This window comes from Variovorax sp. WDL1 (assembly GCF_001541225.1).
GTDB lineage: Bacteria > Pseudomonadota > Gammaproteobacteria > Burkholderiales > Burkholderiaceae_C > Variovorax.
In genome coordinates this window covers 110,159-125,040 of record NZ_LMTS01000164.1, presented here as the reverse complement: position 1 = coordinate 125,040, position 14,882 = coordinate 110,159, and the positions used below count along the sequence as shown (strand labels likewise).

The window sequence follows — 14,882 nt, the reverse complement described above, 5'->3', positions numbered from 1 at the left end:
TCACTCGCCCTGGCCGAGTGCCCATTCGACATGCTCGCGCACCAGCGCGCTGGGATCGCCGCGCCGCCTGGCCAGGGCGGCGCGCGCCTCCTGGCGGCCGGCGCGCAGCGCGTTGCCCAGCGCGACCGCGATGTTGCGCAGCCAGCGCTCGTGGCCGATGCGGCGGATCGCGCTGCCCTCGGTGTAGCGCAGGAAGTCTTCCTCGCTCCACGCGAAGAGCTCGCCGAGCTCGCGCCCGCCCAGCCCCTCGCGCGCATCGAAATCCGGCAAGGCGCTCTTCTTCGCGAACTTGTTCCAGGGGCAGATCAGCTGGCAGTCGTCGCAGCCGTAGATGCGATTGCCGACCAGCGGCCGCAGCTCGAGCGGGATCGGCCCCGCATGCTCGATCGTCAGGTAGGAGATGCAGCGCCGTGCATCGAGCCGATAGGGCGCCACGATGGCGCGCGTCGGGCAGACCTCGATGCAGGCGCTGCAACTTCCGCAATGCGCGCTGACCGGCGCGCTCGCAGGCAGGGCCATGTCGACGTAGATCTCGCCGAGGAAGAACATCGAGCCCGCCTCGCGGTCGAGCACCAGCGTGTGCTTGCCGCGCCAGCCTTGCCCGCTGCGCGAGGCGAGCTCGGCCTCGAGCACGGGCGCCGAATCGGTGAACACGCGATGACCGAAAGACCCCACGGTCTCGGCGATGCGGTCGGCCAGCCGCTGCAGGCGCCCGCGCATCACCTTGTGGTAGTCGCGGCCGCGGGCGTAGACGGAGACGATGGCTTCTCCCGGGCGCCGCAGCCGGTCGAACTCGACGGCCTGCCAGTCGTCCGCCGTGCCACGCGGCAGGTAGTCCATGCGCGCGGTGATCACCGACACCGTGCCCGGCACCAGCTCGGCCGGCCGGGCTCGCCGCGTGCCGTGCGCGGCCATGTAGTGCATCTCGCCGTGGAAGCCCTGCGCCAGCCACTGCGCGAGTCCTTCCTCCGCGCTCGACAGATCGACACCCGCGATCCCGATTTGGGAGAATCCGAGCTCCCGGGCCTCTGCCCGAATCCGACTCACGAGTTGATGGCTGCCGATCACCTGCCGATTGTAGAAACCCGAACCCTGGTGCAGCGCTGGCTGAGCGAGGACGACTGCGACGCGCTCGCGGTCAAGCTCGCGTCATCGCAAGCGCTGGGCGACGCGTTCATCGCACTGCATGGAGACCTCGGCGCCGGCAAGACCACCTTCGTTCGCCACCTGTTGCGGGCGCTGGGGATCGGCTCGCGCATCAAGAGCCCGACCTACGCGGTCGTCGAGCCGCACGAGGCACCCGGCGGGCTCGCCATCTTCCATTTCGACTTCTACCGCTTCAGCGACCCCCACGAATGGGACGACGCCGGCTTCCGCGACATCTTCGCGGGCCCCGGCCTCAAGCTCGCGGAGTGGCCCGATAACGCTGCAGGGCGCATTCCCCTTGCCGACCTTGCTATTAAAATCGAAGCAATGACCGACGACACCCGCACCGTGACCCTGCAAGCGAACACCGCGCTCGGCAGCCGCCTGATCGACGCCGCCGCCGCATGAACCGTTGGGCCGCTCCCCATGCGAACAGCACCGTAGCCGCAGGCGACGGTACTCCAGCGAACCGCGACGTCGTCATGAACCGACGCTCACTGCTGCTGCAAGGCGGCAGCCTCGCCCTGCTGCTCGGCGTGCACGAGATCGCGCGCGGCGCCACCATCGTGGCGGTGCGTGTCTGGCCGGCGAACGACTACACGCGCGTCACCATCGAATCCGACGGCCGCCTGCACTCGCAGCAGTTGGTGGTCGGCAATCCGCCGAGGCTGGCGGTCGACATCGAAGGCATCGATCTCAACCCGGCCCTGCGCGAGCTGGTCGGCAAGATCAAGCCCGGGGACCCCTACATCAACGGCCTGCGTGTCGGCCAGTTCGCGCCGGGCGTGGTGCGCATCGTGTTCGACCTGAAGCAGACAGTGGCGCCGCAGGTCTTCTCGCTGGCCCCGGTGGCGGCCTACCAGCACCGGCTGGTGCTGGACCTGTACCCGCAGCAGGCCATCGATCCCATGGAAGCGCTGATCGCCGAGCGCCTGCGCGATGCCCCCAAGGCACAGGGCCGCGACAGCACCGTTGCCGGCATCGCGCCGCGCAACGCGGGCGCGCCCGGCGACACGCCCGCGCCGCTGCGGCCGGCGCCGCCCGCGGCGGACCCGCTGGGCGACCTCATGGCGCAGCAATCGATGCGCCCCGTCACGCCGCCCGGCGGCAGCGCGGCCGCCCCCGCGCTGGTCGCGCCCGCGCCGCTGCCGCCGGTCGTGGGCACCGCACCGGTGATGCCCCCCGTGCCGCCATCGGCGACGGCACGCGGTAACAACGGCAACGGCAACACGGCCACCGCCAGCCGCACCGACCGCATCATCATCGTCGCCCTCGATCCCGGCCACGGCGGCGAGGACCCCGGCGCCATCGGTCCCAACGGCACGCGCGAGAAGGACATCGTGCTGCAGGTCGCGCACCGGCTGCGCGACCGCATCAACGCCAGCAGCGTCAACGGCAACCCGATGCGCGCCTTTCTCACGCGCGACGCCGACTTCTTCGTCCCGCTGGGCACGCGCGTGCAGAAGGCCCGCCGCGTGCAGGCCGACCTGTTCGTGAGCATCCATGCCGATGCCTTCACCAATCCCGATGCGCGCGGCGCCAGCGTGTTCGCGCTGAGCCGCAGCGGCGCCTCCAGCAGCGCCGCGCGCTGGCTCGCCAACAAGGAGAACCAGGCCGACCGGGTCGGCGGCGTGAACGTCGGCTCGCACGAGGCCCAGGTGCAGCGCGCCATGCTCGACATGAGCACCACGGCGCAGATCAACGACAGCCTCAAGCTCGGCGGCGCAATGCTCGGCGAGATCCGCAGCATCGGCGCCCGGCTGCACAAGCCGCGCGTCGAACAAGCCGGCTTTGCGGTGCTCAAGGCGCCTGACATTCCCAGCGTGCTGGTAGAGACAGCCTTCATCAGCAACCCCGAGGAAGAGGCCAAGCTGCGCAGCGTGGCCTACCAGGAAGACCTGGCCGATGCCCTGATGCGCGGCATCCACCGCTACTTCGCGCAGAACCCGCCGCTGGCGCGCAGCCGCGAGCTGTAGGCCTTTCGACCTGCCCCACCACATGCCGTCCCGCACGGCATGCGGGCTTCGGCGAATTCCTGCATCCTTCGTCATCATCCAGCGTTAGTCTCGCGAGGTACAACCAACGCCATGGCCGACACCACTGTCCCCACGCCCCTCGCCCGCCCCGACTACCGCCTGAGCGACAGCCTCTGGGCCAGCGGCGGGTCCGTCTTCTTGACCGGTACCCAGGCGCTGGTGCGGCTGATGCTGATGCAGCGCCAGCGCGATGCGGCCGCCGGCCTGGACACGCGCGGCTTCATCAGCGGCTACCGGGGCTCGCCGCTGGGCATGGTGGACCTGGCGCTGTGGAAGACCGGCAAGAAGCTCGACGAAAGCGGCATCCGCTTCCTGCCCGCCATCAACGAGGAACTCGGCGCCACCGCAGTGCTCGGCACCCAGCGCGTCGAGGCCGACCCCGAGCGCACCTGCGCCGGCGTGTTCGCGATGTGGTACGGCAAGGGGCCGGGCGTGGACCGCGCGGGCGACGCGCTCAAGCACGGCAACGCCTACGGCGCATCGGCCCATGGCGGCGTGCTGATGGTCGCCGGCGACGACCATGGTTGCGTGTCCTCCTCGATGCCGCACCAGAGCGACCAGGCCTTCCAGTCCTGGCACGCGCCGGTGGTCTCGCCGGGCTGCGTTGCCGAGTACCTGGAGTACGGGCTGTACGGCTGGGCGCTGTCGCGCTTCTCGGGCAACTGGGTCGGCTTCACGGCGCTGTCGGAAATCGTGGAAAGCGGCTCCACGGTCGACCTCGACCTGGTCAACGCCCGCGCCGCGACCTGGCAGGACGGCGACACCGTGCGCCGCATCACCGGCTACGCACCGCCGGCCGACGGCCTGCACTACCGCTGGCCCGACCTGCCCTCGCTCAAGATCGAGCAGCGCCTGCACGCCAAGCTCGACGCGGTGCGCGCCTTCGCCCGCGTCAACAGCATCGACCGCCTGATCGTCGAGAGCGCCAAAGCGACCGTGGGCATCGTCACCGCCGGCAAGGCGCACTACGACCTCATGGAGGTGCTGCGCCGGCTGGACGTGACCACCGAAGCCCTGGCCCGCCACGGCCTGCGCATCTACAAGCTGGGCCTGACCTATCCCGTCGAGCCGACCCGCATGCACTGCTTCGTGCAGGGCCTCACGGAAGTGCTGGTGATCGAGGAGAAGGGCCCGGTGGTCGAGGAGCAGCTGCGCTCCATGTTCTACAACGCCGCGGAGCGCCCGGCGATCGTCGGCAAGCAGGACGCGCAAGGCCGGCCGCTGGTGAGCGCCGTCGGCGAGCTGCGGCCCTCGCGCCTGATCCAGGTCGTCGCCGACTGGCTGGCCACTCATTTCCCCGACCTCGACCGGCGCCACCTGGTGCGCGACTTCACCCCGCCCGAGCTGCTCTCCAATGACAGCGACAGCGTCAAGCGCCTGCCCTACTTCTGCGCCGGCTGCCCGCACAACACCAGCACCCGCGTGCCGGAGGGCTCGCACGCGCAGGCGGGCATCGGCTGCCATTTCATGGCCAGTTGGATGGACCGCGAGACCGAGGGGCTGATCCAGATGGGCGGCGAAGGCGTCGACTGGGTCTCGCACGCGATGTTCACCCGCGTGCCGCACGTGTTCCAGAACCTCGGCGACGGCACCTACTACCACTCGGGCTACCTCGCGATCCGCCAGGCGGTCGCGGCGCGGGCCACCCTCACCTACAAGATCCTCTTCAACGACGCGGTGGCCATGACCGGCGGCCAGCCGGTGGACGGCGTCATCAGCGTCGACGGCATCGCCCGCCAGGTGGAGGCCGAAGGCGTGAAGCAGGTGGTGGTGGTGTCGGACGACATCGGCAAGTACAAGGGCATCCGGCAGCGCTTCCCCGCCGGCACGGAATTCCACGACCGCGCCGAGCTCGACGCGGTGCAGCGCCGCCTGCGCGACATCCCCGGCGTCACCGTGCTGATCTACGAGCAGACCTGCGCCGCCGAGAAGCGCCGCCGCCGCAAGAAGGGCGAGCTGGTCGATCCCGCACGGCGCCTCTACATCAACGACCGCGTCTGCGAGGGCTGCGGCGACTGCTCGGTGCAGAGCAACTGCGTGGCCGTGCTGCCGACGGAGACGCCGCTGGGCCGCAAGCGCAAGATCGACCAGAGCAGCTGCAACAAGGACTATTCCTGCGCCCAGGGCTTCTGCCCCAGCTTCGTCGGCGTGCTGGGCGGCGGCATGCGCAAGAAGACCGGTGCACTGGCCAACGGCGCCGACGCCTTCATGCAGCGCGTGAACGCGCTGCCGCGTCCGGCGCCGCACGACTGGACCGGCCCCTACGATTTGCTGGTGACGGGCGTCGGCGGCACCGGCGTCGTCACGGTCGGCGCGCTGGTCGCGATGGCCGCGCACCTGGAGGGCAAGAGCGCCAGCGTGCTCGACTTCATGGGCTTCGCGCAAAAGGGCGGCTCTGTGCTCAGCTTCGTGCGCCTGGCCGACATCCATTGGCGCCTGAACCAGGTGCGCATCGACACGCAGCAGGCCGATGCGCTGCTGGCCTGCGACCTGGTGGTGGGCGCCTCGGCGGACGCGCTTGCGACCGTGCGCCACGGCCGCACCCGCATCCTCGCCAACACCCACGAAACGCCGGTGGCCGAGAGCCTGCACAACCCCGACGCCAGCCTCAAGGCGCCGCAGCTGCTCGACAAGCTGCGCTTCGCCGCCGGCGCCGATCGCGTCGAAACGCTCGATGCGCAAGCGCTCGCCGACGCCTTCCTCGGCGATTCGATCGTCTCCAACATCCTCGCGCTCGGCTACGCATGGCAGCGCGGTCTGGTGCCGGTGGGCCTCGAGGCCGTGCTGCGCGCCATCGAGCTCAATGGCGTGGCGGTGGACAACAACAAGCTCGCCTTTTCGCTGGGCCGGTTGGCCGCGGGCGATCCGGATGCCGCAGCCTCGCTGCTGCGCGGCACGTCGGCCGAGCCGGCACAGCCCGAGCCTTTGGACGCGCTCATCGAACGCGCCATGTCCCACCTCGCGGCGTACCAGAACGCCGCCTACGCCGAGCGCTATGCCGGCACGGTGGCCGCGGTGCGGCAGCGCGAGGCCGCACTCCAGGCCGACCCCGCGCTGCCCTTCACGCGCGCGGTGGCACAGGGGCTGCTCAAGCTCATGGCCTACAAGGACGAATACGAAGTGGCCCGCCTCTACACCGACGGCGAATTCGCTCACTCGCTGCAGCAGCAGTTCGAAGGAGAGCTCCGGCTCGAGTTCTACATGGCCCCGCCCGGCCTGAGCCGCGCCCGCAACGGCCGGCCGCCGCGCAAGCTGCGCCTGGGCGGCTGGATGATGCCGATGCTGAAGCTGCTGGCCCACGGCCGCCGGCTGCGCGGCACTGCGCTCGATCCCTTCGGCTACACGGACGAGCGGCGCATGGAGCGTGCGTTGATCGAGGACTACCGTCACCGCATCGAGTCGCTGCTGCCTTCGCTGAATGCCGAGCGCCTGAAGGTCGCGACCGAGATCGCGCTGCTGCCGATGCAGATGCGCGGCTTCGGCCACGTGAAGCAGGCCAACGTCGCGCTCGCGCGGGTGCGCGAGGCCGAGCTGCTGTACCGCTTCGATTCGAAAGCCTTCCCGCGGCCCGCGCCTTCGCGCGCCGCCGGGCAGATCCGCGGCATCGCGGTGACCGCCTCGGGGCGCTGACGCGGGTCGCGCGGACGACTCCGCGGTTGCTTCTTGTTGCACACCCCCTCCGCGCACTCTCGGGCAAGGGGGTGCGGCAGGCTCCTACAAGCGGCGCGCGGCGGGTTTCGACAATGTCTTCATCACTCATCGAAAGGTGGACAACATGAAGACACGTCTCTGGATCACGGCCGGTTCGGCCACGGCAATCATGGCGCTGGCGGGCTGCGCAGCAGGACCCAACGAGCAATGGGGCACGGCGGGCGGCGCGGTCGGCGGTGCGGTGATCGGCAATGCCATTGGCGGCAACACCGCCAGCACCGTGGGCGGCGCCGCCATCGGCGGTGTCATCGGCAACCAGGTGGGTCGTCGCGCCGACGAGCGCAACTATGACCGCAACTACTACCGCGGCCAGCGCAGCGGCGGCTACTACCCGTACAACGGGCCGACCTACTGAGCCCGACCTGCGTTCGACGCATGGACGAAAAGGCGTGCCGATGGCACGCCTTTTTCGTGCACGCTACCCCTGCGGTCAGCGCACCGAAGACGGCGTGCGGCTCGCGCGCCAGGCGCCGAAGATCGCGATCAGGCCGGGGACGATGATCAGCGCCCAGATGATCTTGTCCAGGTGTTCCTTCACGAAAGCCAGGTTGCCGAACAGGTAGCCGGCCGTGCACAGGCCCACCACCCACAGCAGCGCGCCGCCGATGTTGTAGAGGGTGAACTTGCCACGGGTCATCTCGGCGACGCCGGCCACGAAGGGCGCGAAGGTGCGGATGAAGGGCATGAAGCGCGCCAGCACGATCGTGATGCCGCCGTAGCGCTCGTAGAAGGCATGCGCCTGGTCGAACGCCCTGCGGTTGAAGAAGCGCGAGCTCTCCCACTGGAACACCTTCGGCCCGAAGTAGCGGCCGATGCTGTAGTTGCACTGGTCGCCCAAAATGGCCGCGGCGATGAGGACCGGCACCGCGATCCCGAAGCTCATGAGCCCCGCGCCGCACAACGCGCCCACGATGAAGAGCAGCGAGTCGCCGGGCAGGAAGGGCATGACCACCAGCCCCGTTTCGACGAACACGATGAGAAACAGCAGCGCATACACCCAGGGACCGTAGGCGATGACGAAGGTCTCCAGGTGTTTGTCGACATGAAGGATGAAGTCGACCAAGAAGCTGATGATTTCCATGCGGCGCATTATCCCGATTCAGCGGATGCGCCCTGCGTGCGTCGCGGGTGGCCGCACAGCGCCATGGAACTCGAGACTTAAAGCTTCAGCAGCGGATCAGACGCTCTCAGGGGGCTGAGATCCGCCGCACGTGCCAGCCTCGGCGCCTTTGCAATGTTCTGCAGCATCCAGTCGATTTGCTTGCCCCAGTTGATCCGGAGCTCGAAGTTTTCGCTGACACGGTCGGGATCGAACACCATCGAGCCGCATGTATACGTGCATCGAGGCGCGTCCGGCCGGTACGAGTAGGAAACGTCCCAATGAGCGGCCGTGTAATGGTTCTGATCGGCGTATTGCGCGCGCGATAGCAACTGGCTGTCGTGGTTGCGCTGCGACAAGTCATCCAGACGCTTAAGGATGTCCGGGTGCACCACCCGCTTCCGTGCGGTGAGATCGCTGCCTGCCTCATACCGGTCCAGCACATCATGGATCTTGTAGTCCCCATCCTCGAACGGGTGCACCATGGGATACAGCACCCAACTATCCAGCATCAGTTGTTTTCCGGATCCGTTTCCGAATGTCAACACGAGGTATTGATGACCATCGTCTCCACTGCCACCCTCCAGACGATCACCGGCATTCTCGTCGGTTGCCACGAAAACGTCGGGTAGGTACGGCCTGAGCTCTGGATGCTCTTCGTGCACCTGGCGGATTTTTGCGGCCAGCATCGCAAAGTTCCAATCGGCGTGGCCGTAGCAGTTCTCCCCGCCCTGGCGGACGATGGAATCAGCCATCTGTGCCAGGTCCGGCGGGGGAAAGCCCTCTTGCGCCTTCCTGCCTTGTCTCACCTCCCTCTCGCGCGCAGCCAGATCTTCAGTGAACATGTACCTTTGGTTGAACGCCTTCAGCAGCAGGCTGTGTTGCAGCGCCCAGGTGGCAAGGTCCAGTCCGATCATCGTGGCGAGATCGACTTCGACATTTTGCGGCGGCTCTTGGGGTGGCAGGTGCAGGCGTTCCGAACGTGACACGGTGCTCGCTGGCAGCAGCGATTCGCGGCAAGCCTGCCAAGTGGCAATGGCTTCCGATGAGACCCGCGCAGCCACGGTGGATGCCTCTCCAACTTGGAGAGTGGCGGACTGACGCATCCCTCCGAGAAATATCAACTCGCTCTTCGAAAGGGCGTCCGACAGGATGGAACAGGCGACATCGCTCAAGTAGGCGCCATCGACCAGCATCCGCTTCAGGAACCCGCTGCGGAACAGCTTGTCGGCAATACTCGTCGCCGCTTCGTCACTGATCGAGTTTGCGCACAGGTCCAGCGAAGCCACAGGCCTGTCGACCAGCGCATCGAAAATCTCCAGCAATTCCGCAGAACCGAGAGAGGCGCCCGAGAGGTTCAGTCCGAACGGCACCGTGAACACAGGAAGCTTTCGCAGGCAGGTGACGATCGTGTTCACGTCCTCCGTCTCGAGTTCCTTGTCATTCGGTGAAAACCAGAACGGCTGTTGCATCCTGGCCGCCTCATGGATCAGCAATGTCAGGGCGTCCACCGCGCGCGAAGACAGGTACTGTCTGACCAGGTACTGGGTATCCTTGGCGCTCGACAAGGCGTCATAGAGGTCGAGGAGATCATTGCCCGACACGTCAAGGTGGGTGCCGTCGTCCAGCAAGACGCCGTTGTTCGTCAGTACCACCTGCGGCTTGGCTTCGGCCCGCGTCGCCAGGCCTGGGGCAGGATCCAGCTGGGCGCCAGGCTTGCAGATCGAGCACTTGTTCAACTCCAGCCGCTGCAGCGAGGAGTTCAGGAACGATTGACACAGCCTCGTTCCGTCTGTGATGTTGATGGGATTGCCGGACAGATCAAGCTGCGTCACCAGCAGACCTGTCAACGCTGCGATGATTTCAATTGCATCGCCGGACGTGATACCCGTACTCGCAAGATTTATCCCAAAGGGCATCGTGGACGCCGGCAGCTTGCGCAAGCACTCGAAAAGTGTGCCCACATTCTTGTCGTCAATCTCCACGCCATGCAGGGACAGACAAAATCCTTGCTGCGTCATGGCCGCTTCATGGACCAACCATGTCAGGGCTTCGCAATTTTTGGACTGCATGTAATGCTCGATCAGCAACTGGATCTGATCGCCGCTGGAGAGCGCATCTTGGATCGCACGCAAATCCTCGACGGACACGTGCAGCTTGGTTCCGTCGCTCAGCGCGGCCCCATCGTTCGTCAGCACCACCAGCGGTATCGAGGCGGCTCCTTGAAAGGATCGGAGGCTTACCTCAAGCGCTTCGATGCCTGACTCGTCGATCTCGCATCGACTCAGGTCCAGTCTTTGCAAGCAGGGGGAATGCAATACCTCGGCCAGGCATTTTGCGGCCTCAGCGCCCAGCGGGTTGTTCGACAGGTTCAGGGACACTACAGCTTGGCTCTTGCTCAGGGCTGGGGCCAGGATCTCGATTTCTCTGTCGCCAATTCGATTGGAGTTCAGATCGATCGTCAACACGAGTCCCTCGCTCGAAGCTGTCTCCAGGAATTCCTTCAGGGTGGTAGCCACCGGTTCACCGTCCAGCCCTTGACCGCCCAGATCCAGGTGCACCGGCTGGTCGCGGCCCGCCGCCTCCACCAGCGCTGCCAGGGCTTCGGCTTGGCCGTTGCGCACCAAAACCGCGGCGATTTTGTTGAGCGAGCATGAATCGGGAACAGTCCCATCCTGGACGAAAACGTCCCATTCCTTCGGCAGGGCATCTTTGCCGCAACCCTTGCGAACCTGCCTGGCCAAGCCTGCAGGCACGTTAGGCGCGTGCGGCCCGGTGATCCGACTCAAACGCGGTTGGCCCAAATGCATCTACGGCTCCAGAAGGCAAGTCAGCTGCTGTCGGAATTGTCCTATCCCGAAGGATCAGGGGGACGCTTGCTGAACATATGCAGATGCGAAGCAAACCAATCTTTCACGGTCTGCATCGGTGTTTTTGCTTTTCAACGCTGACTGCATGCCCCGGCCGAGCAATTGAAGTCGCTCGATCAAGTGCGCCGGCCTCCTAGAATGGCTGGGTGAGCGCCCTTCCCTCTGCCATCCCCTCGGCCGTGCGCCGCCCCATCCGCGAACTCCCCGACGAACTGATCAGCCAGATCGCGGCTGGCGAGGTCGTCGAGCGCCCGGCCTCGGTGGTGCGCGAGCTGCTCGACAACGCCCTCGACGCCGGCGCGCGCCAGATCACGGTGCGGCTCGCGGCCGGCGGCGTGCGCCTGATCTCGGTCGAGGACGACGGCCAGGGCTTGCCGCGCGACGAACTGCCGCTGGCGCTGCGCCGCCACGCGACCAGCAAGATCGCAAGCCTCGGCGAGCTGGAAACCGTGGGCACCATGGGCTTCCGCGGCGAGGCGCTGGCCGCCATCAATGCCATCGCAGAGTTGAGCCTGCTCTCGCGCGCGGCCGGTGCCGATGGCGCCTTTGCGCTCGACGGCCGCACCGGCGAGCTGCGCCCTGTGGCACGCGCCACCGGCACCACGGTCGAGGTGCGCGAGCTCTTCTTCGCCACCCCGGCGCGCCGCAAGTTCCTGAAAACCGACGCTACAGAACTGGCCCACTGCGTCGAGGCCGTACGGCGCCATGCGCTGGCACGCCCGGAAGTGGGCTTCGCGGTCTGGCACGAAGGCAAGCTGGTCGAGCAATGGCGCGCCGCCGAAGCGCGCGACCCGCGCCTCGCCGATGCGCTGGGCGAAGATTTCGTGGCGCAGAGCGTGGCGGTCGAGCATGCCGCCGGGCCGGTGCGCGTGACGGGCCGCGCCGGCATCCCCGATGCGGCGCGCTCGCGCGGCGACCAGCAGTTCTTCTACGTCAACGGCCGCTTCGTGCGCGACAAGGTGCTGGCCCATGCGGTGCGCAGCGCCTACGAAGACGTGCTGCACGGCCAGCGCCAGCCGGTCTATGCGCTGTACCTCGACATCGATCCAGCGCGGGTCGACGTCAACGTGCATCCCACCAAGATCGAGGTGCGCTTCCGCGACGGGCGCGAGGTGCACCAGGCGGTACGCCATGCAATCGAGAACGCGTTGGCGGCGCCGCGTGCCGGCGATGCGGTCTCGGTGCCGGCTGCGCCCTTCTTCAAGCCGCGCAGCGCGCCGGCCGTACCGGCATGGACCCAGCCGGCCATGCATTTCGCCGCCGAGCGCGGCTTGGGCGATGCTGCCGCGATGTGGCCCGGCGAGCGGCGCGAGCCGGTCGTCGCGCCCCTGCCATCGTTCGGCTCCGCGGCAGCGCAGGAGGCGCCCCCCGCCGCCTCTTTCGAGCAGGCGCCCTCCGCCAAATCCGCCGCCCACGGCGATGACGCATGGCCCCTCGGCCGCGCCCTGGCCCAGCTGCAAGGCGTCTACATCTTGGCCGAGAACAGCCAGGGCCTGGTGATCGTGGACATGCATGCCGCCCACGAGCGCATCGTCTACGAGCGCCTGAAGACCCAGCTCGACGGCGCGGCCATCGCCAGCCAGCCGCTGCTGATTCCCGCCACCTTCGCCGCCACGCCCCAGGAAGTCGCGACCGCCGAGGCCTGCGCCGCGGTGCTGCCGGCGCTGGGGCTGGAGATCACGCCCTTCTCCCCCCGCACGCTGGCGGTGCGCGCGGTGCCCGGCACCCTGGCCGATGGCGACCCGGTGGAGCTGGCCCGCGGCGTGCTGGCCGAACTCGCCCAGCACGACGCCAGCACCGTCGTGCAGCGCGCGCAGAACGAGCTGCTCTCGACCATGGCGTGCCACGGCGCGGTGCGCGCCAACCGCCGGCTGACCATCGACGAGATGAACGCCTTGTTGCGCCAGATGGAGGCCACCGAGCGCTCGGACCAGTGCAACCATGGCCGGCCGACCTGGCGCCAGCTCTCCGTCAGGGAACTGGACGGCTTGTTCATGCGCGGCCGCTGAGGTACTTTTTCAAGGTCCGCCTCGCGCCAACTTCCGCACATTTGTCGCAAGTTGGCCGCGCCACCAAGGGTTTTCACGCGTCATCGAGAAGCCGGGCACAGCCGTTGCATGCAGTCTTGAGTGAACTTTTCTCTCAAACTTCTGTCATTCAGCCTTCCGATGAAGTCCTGGTACCTCTTCGCCTCCGCTACCGCCCTGGTCGCCTTGCTGGCCGGGGGTTGTTCCACTCTCGACGAGCGCCAGCGCGAATGGATCTTCCAGCCCAGCGACCGCAGCTGGGGTAACTCCGAGGCGATGAGCGAGGGCATGGAGCATGTCTGGATCGACTTCGAATCCAAGGTCACGGGGCAGCCGGCCCGGCTGCACGGCCTCTGGCTGGGCGGCGCGCCGGCATCGGCCGACACCCCGGTGCTGCTGTACCTGCACGGCGCCAAGTACAACGTGGCCGGCTCGGCCCCGCGCATGCGGCGCATGCACGAGCTGGGCTTTGCGGTGCTGGCCATCGACTACCGCGGCTTCGGCAAGAGCAGCAAGGCCCTGCCGTCCGAGGATTCGGCCCGCGAGGACGCGCGTGCCGCCTGGATCTGGCTGGCGGCGCGGCACCCGAAGCAGCACCGCTACATCTTCGGCCACTCGCTCGGCGGCGCGATCGGCATCGACCTGGCCTCGCACGTGAACGACGAGAGCGGCACCATCGTCGAGAGCACCTTCACCTCGATCGCCGACGTGGTCAGCAGCTTCAAGTGGGGCTGGCTGCCGTTCGGACCGCTCATCACGCAGCGCTTCGAGGCGATCTCCAAGGTCAGGAGCATCGGCGCCCCGTTGCTGGTGGTGCATGGCAGCGCCGACAGCCTGATCAACCCGACGCTCGGGCGCAAGCTCTACGAAGCCGCCACGGTGCCCAAGCAATTCGTGCTGGTCGAAGGGGGCTCGCACCACAGCACCGGCTCCATCGGCGAGGCGCAATACCGAGCTGCCCTGGGCCAGCTGTTTCGCATGAAGCCGCCGACCGTGCTGGCGGTGCAGGAGGAAGCGACAACGTCGCACGAAACGCCTGCTGCACGCCCGGCGATGCCCGTCCATCAGCGCGACGCTGCCTCGGCGCTGCCGCACAAGATCTGAAGCCCGCCGCGGCCCTTCGCCGGGGCGCATGGCATTTGTTACCCTCGGGCGCATGCCCCCCACCGCAGCGCCTGCTGCCGCCCCTGCCCTCGCCCCCGCCGCCGAGCCGCCCGCCTCGCGCATGTCTCCCGGCCTCGTGGTCCTGCTGCTGGCGCTGCTGCTCGGCATCCAGCCCGTCACCACCGACCTCTACCTGCCGGCCCTGCCCGCATTGACCGCAGGCTTCGGCGCCCCCATGGGCCAGGCCCAGCTCACGCTCAGTGCGCTGCTGCTGGCCTTCGGCTGCTCGCAGCTGGTGCTCGGTCCGCTGTCGGACCGCTTCGGCCGCCGGCCGGTGCTGCTGTGGGGCCTCGCGGCCTACGTGATCGCAAGCATCGGCGGCGCCGTCGCGGCCTCGATCGAGCTGCTCATCGTCTGGCGCACGCTGCAAGGCGCGGCCATGGGCGCCGCGGTGATGGCGGGGCGCGCGATCGTGCGCGACCTGTACCAGCCGGCCGACGGCGCACGCATGATGTCGCGCGCCCTCACCGGCCTCGGCCTGATCGCCTGCGCGTGCGCACCGGTGGGCGGCCTGGTGTCCGACCTGTTCGGCTGGCGCATGGCGCTGGCGGTTCCGGCCCTGTTCGGCGCCCTGGCGCTGGCGCTGGTCTGGCTGCGCTTCGACGAGTCGCTGGTGCGGCGCAACCCCGACGCGCTGCGCCTCCCGGCGCTCGCTGCGACCTGGGCCATGGTGCTGCGCCATCCCACCTTCCGGGCCTTCTCCGCGCTCACGACGGCCGCCTACGGCCTGCTCTTCACCTTCCTCGCCGCCTCCTCATTCGTCTTCATCCAGGTGCTCGGCCTCTCCAAGACCCAGTACGGCCTGGTGATGCTCTGGAACTCGGTGGCC

General features: G+C 67.9%; 10 protein-coding genes. 7 read left to right on the top strand and 3 right to left on the bottom strand.

Annotated features, from left to right (window positions below; all coding sequences use genetic code 11):
* The gene (queG, locus tag APY03_RS23450) at positions 1 to 1,068 is read right to left on the bottom strand and encodes a tRNA epoxyqueuosine(34) reductase QueG (protein ID WP_068680561.1); all 1,068 of its coding nucleotides are present in this window, start codon (positions 1,066 to 1,068) and stop codon (positions 1 to 3) included.
* Here queG and tsaE point away from each other — a divergent pair.
* The 4 genes from tsaE to APY03_RS23430 all read left to right on the top strand — a co-directional run bounded on the left by tsaE (position 1,054) and on the right by APY03_RS23430 (position 7,248).
* Positions 1,054 to 1,554 carry a tRNA (adenosine(37)-N6)-threonylcarbamoyltransferase complex ATPase subunit type 1 TsaE gene (tsaE, locus tag APY03_RS23445; protein WP_068680559.1) on the top strand — a complete coding sequence of 167 codons (501 nt, stop codon included), beginning with the start codon at positions 1,054 to 1,056 and terminating at the stop codon, positions 1,552 to 1,554. The two genes, queG and tsaE, sit on opposite strands and share 15 nt — an antisense overlap.
* A 74-nt stretch (positions 1,555 to 1,628) precedes the next feature.
* Positions 1,629 to 3,122 (top strand): N-acetylmuramoyl-L-alanine amidase, encoded by a 1,494-nt coding sequence (locus APY03_RS23440; RefSeq protein ID WP_068680557.1) that lies wholly within the window; start codon positions 1,629 to 1,631, stop codon positions 3,120 to 3,122.
* A gap of 111 nt (positions 3,123 to 3,233) precedes the next feature.
* Complete coding sequence (locus APY03_RS23435; RefSeq protein ID WP_068680555.1) at positions 3,234 to 6,812, top strand: indolepyruvate ferredoxin oxidoreductase family protein; 3,579 nt, start codon at positions 3,234 to 3,236, stop codon at positions 6,810 to 6,812.
* Between the two features lie 145 nt (positions 6,813 to 6,957).
* Positions 6,958 to 7,248, top strand: coding sequence for a glycine zipper domain-containing protein (locus APY03_RS23430; RefSeq protein ID WP_068680554.1), 291 nt, complete (start codon positions 6,958 to 6,960; stop codon positions 7,246 to 7,248).
* A gap of 75 nt (positions 7,249 to 7,323) precedes the next feature.
* Here APY03_RS23430 and APY03_RS23425 read toward each other — a convergent pair whose 3' ends face one another.
* On the bottom strand, positions 7,324 to 7,974 hold the full coding sequence (locus APY03_RS23425; protein WP_068680550.1) for a DedA family protein: 651 nt from the start codon (positions 7,972 to 7,974) through the stop codon (positions 7,324 to 7,326).
* Positions 7,975 to 8,051: 77 nt separating this feature from the next.
* Positions 8,052 to 10,802: a hypothetical protein gene (locus tag APY03_RS23420; RefSeq protein WP_068680549.1), complete on the bottom strand. Its 2,751-nt coding sequence runs from the start codon at positions 10,800 to 10,802 to the stop codon at positions 8,052 to 8,054.
* A gap of 206 nt (positions 10,803 to 11,008) precedes the next feature.
* Here APY03_RS23420 and mutL point away from each other — a divergent pair, with 206 nt between their 5' ends.
* The 3 genes from mutL to APY03_RS42635 all read left to right on the top strand — a co-directional run.
* Entirely contained in the window at positions 11,009 to 12,871 is a 1,863-nt protein-coding gene (gene mutL, locus APY03_RS23415) for a DNA mismatch repair endonuclease MutL (RefSeq protein ID WP_068680548.1), read from the top strand.
* A 159-nt stretch (positions 12,872 to 13,030) separates the two neighbouring features.
* Entirely contained in the window at positions 13,031 to 13,993 is a 963-nt protein-coding gene (locus tag APY03_RS23410; RefSeq protein WP_083944528.1) for an alpha/beta hydrolase, read from the top strand.
* Positions 13,994 to 14,045: 52 nt separating this feature from the next.
* A partial coding sequence (locus tag APY03_RS42635) for an MFS transporter (protein WP_232324376.1) occupies positions 14,046 to 14,882 on the top strand: 837 nt, incomplete at its 3' end.

Excerpts from the sequence above, each read along its gene's own strand:
- APY03_RS23430 (WP_068680554.1), top strand. The coding sequence starts at position 6,958 with ATGAAGACACGTCTCTGGATCACGGCCGGTTCGGCCACGGCAATCATG.
- APY03_RS23420 (WP_068680549.1), bottom strand. The coding sequence starts at position 10,802 with ATGCATTTGGGCCAACCGCGTTTGAGTCGGATCACCGGGCCGCACGCG.
- APY03_RS23440 (WP_068680557.1), top strand. The coding sequence starts at position 1,629 with ATGAACCGACGCTCACTGCTGCTGCAAGGCGGCAGCCTCGCCCTGCTG.
- APY03_RS23425 (WP_068680550.1), bottom strand. The coding sequence starts at position 7,974 with ATGGAAATCATCAGCTTCTTGGTCGACTTCATCCTTCATGTCGACAAA.
- APY03_RS23435 (WP_068680555.1), top strand. The coding sequence starts at position 3,234 with ATGGCCGACACCACTGTCCCCACGCCCCTCGCCCGCCCCGACTACCGC.
- APY03_RS23410 (WP_083944528.1), top strand. The coding sequence starts at position 13,031 with ATGAAGTCCTGGTACCTCTTCGCCTCCGCTACCGCCCTGGTCGCCTTG.
- tsaE (WP_068680559.1), top strand. The coding sequence starts at position 1,054 with ATGGCTGCCGATCACCTGCCGATTGTAGAAACCCGAACCCTGGTGCAG.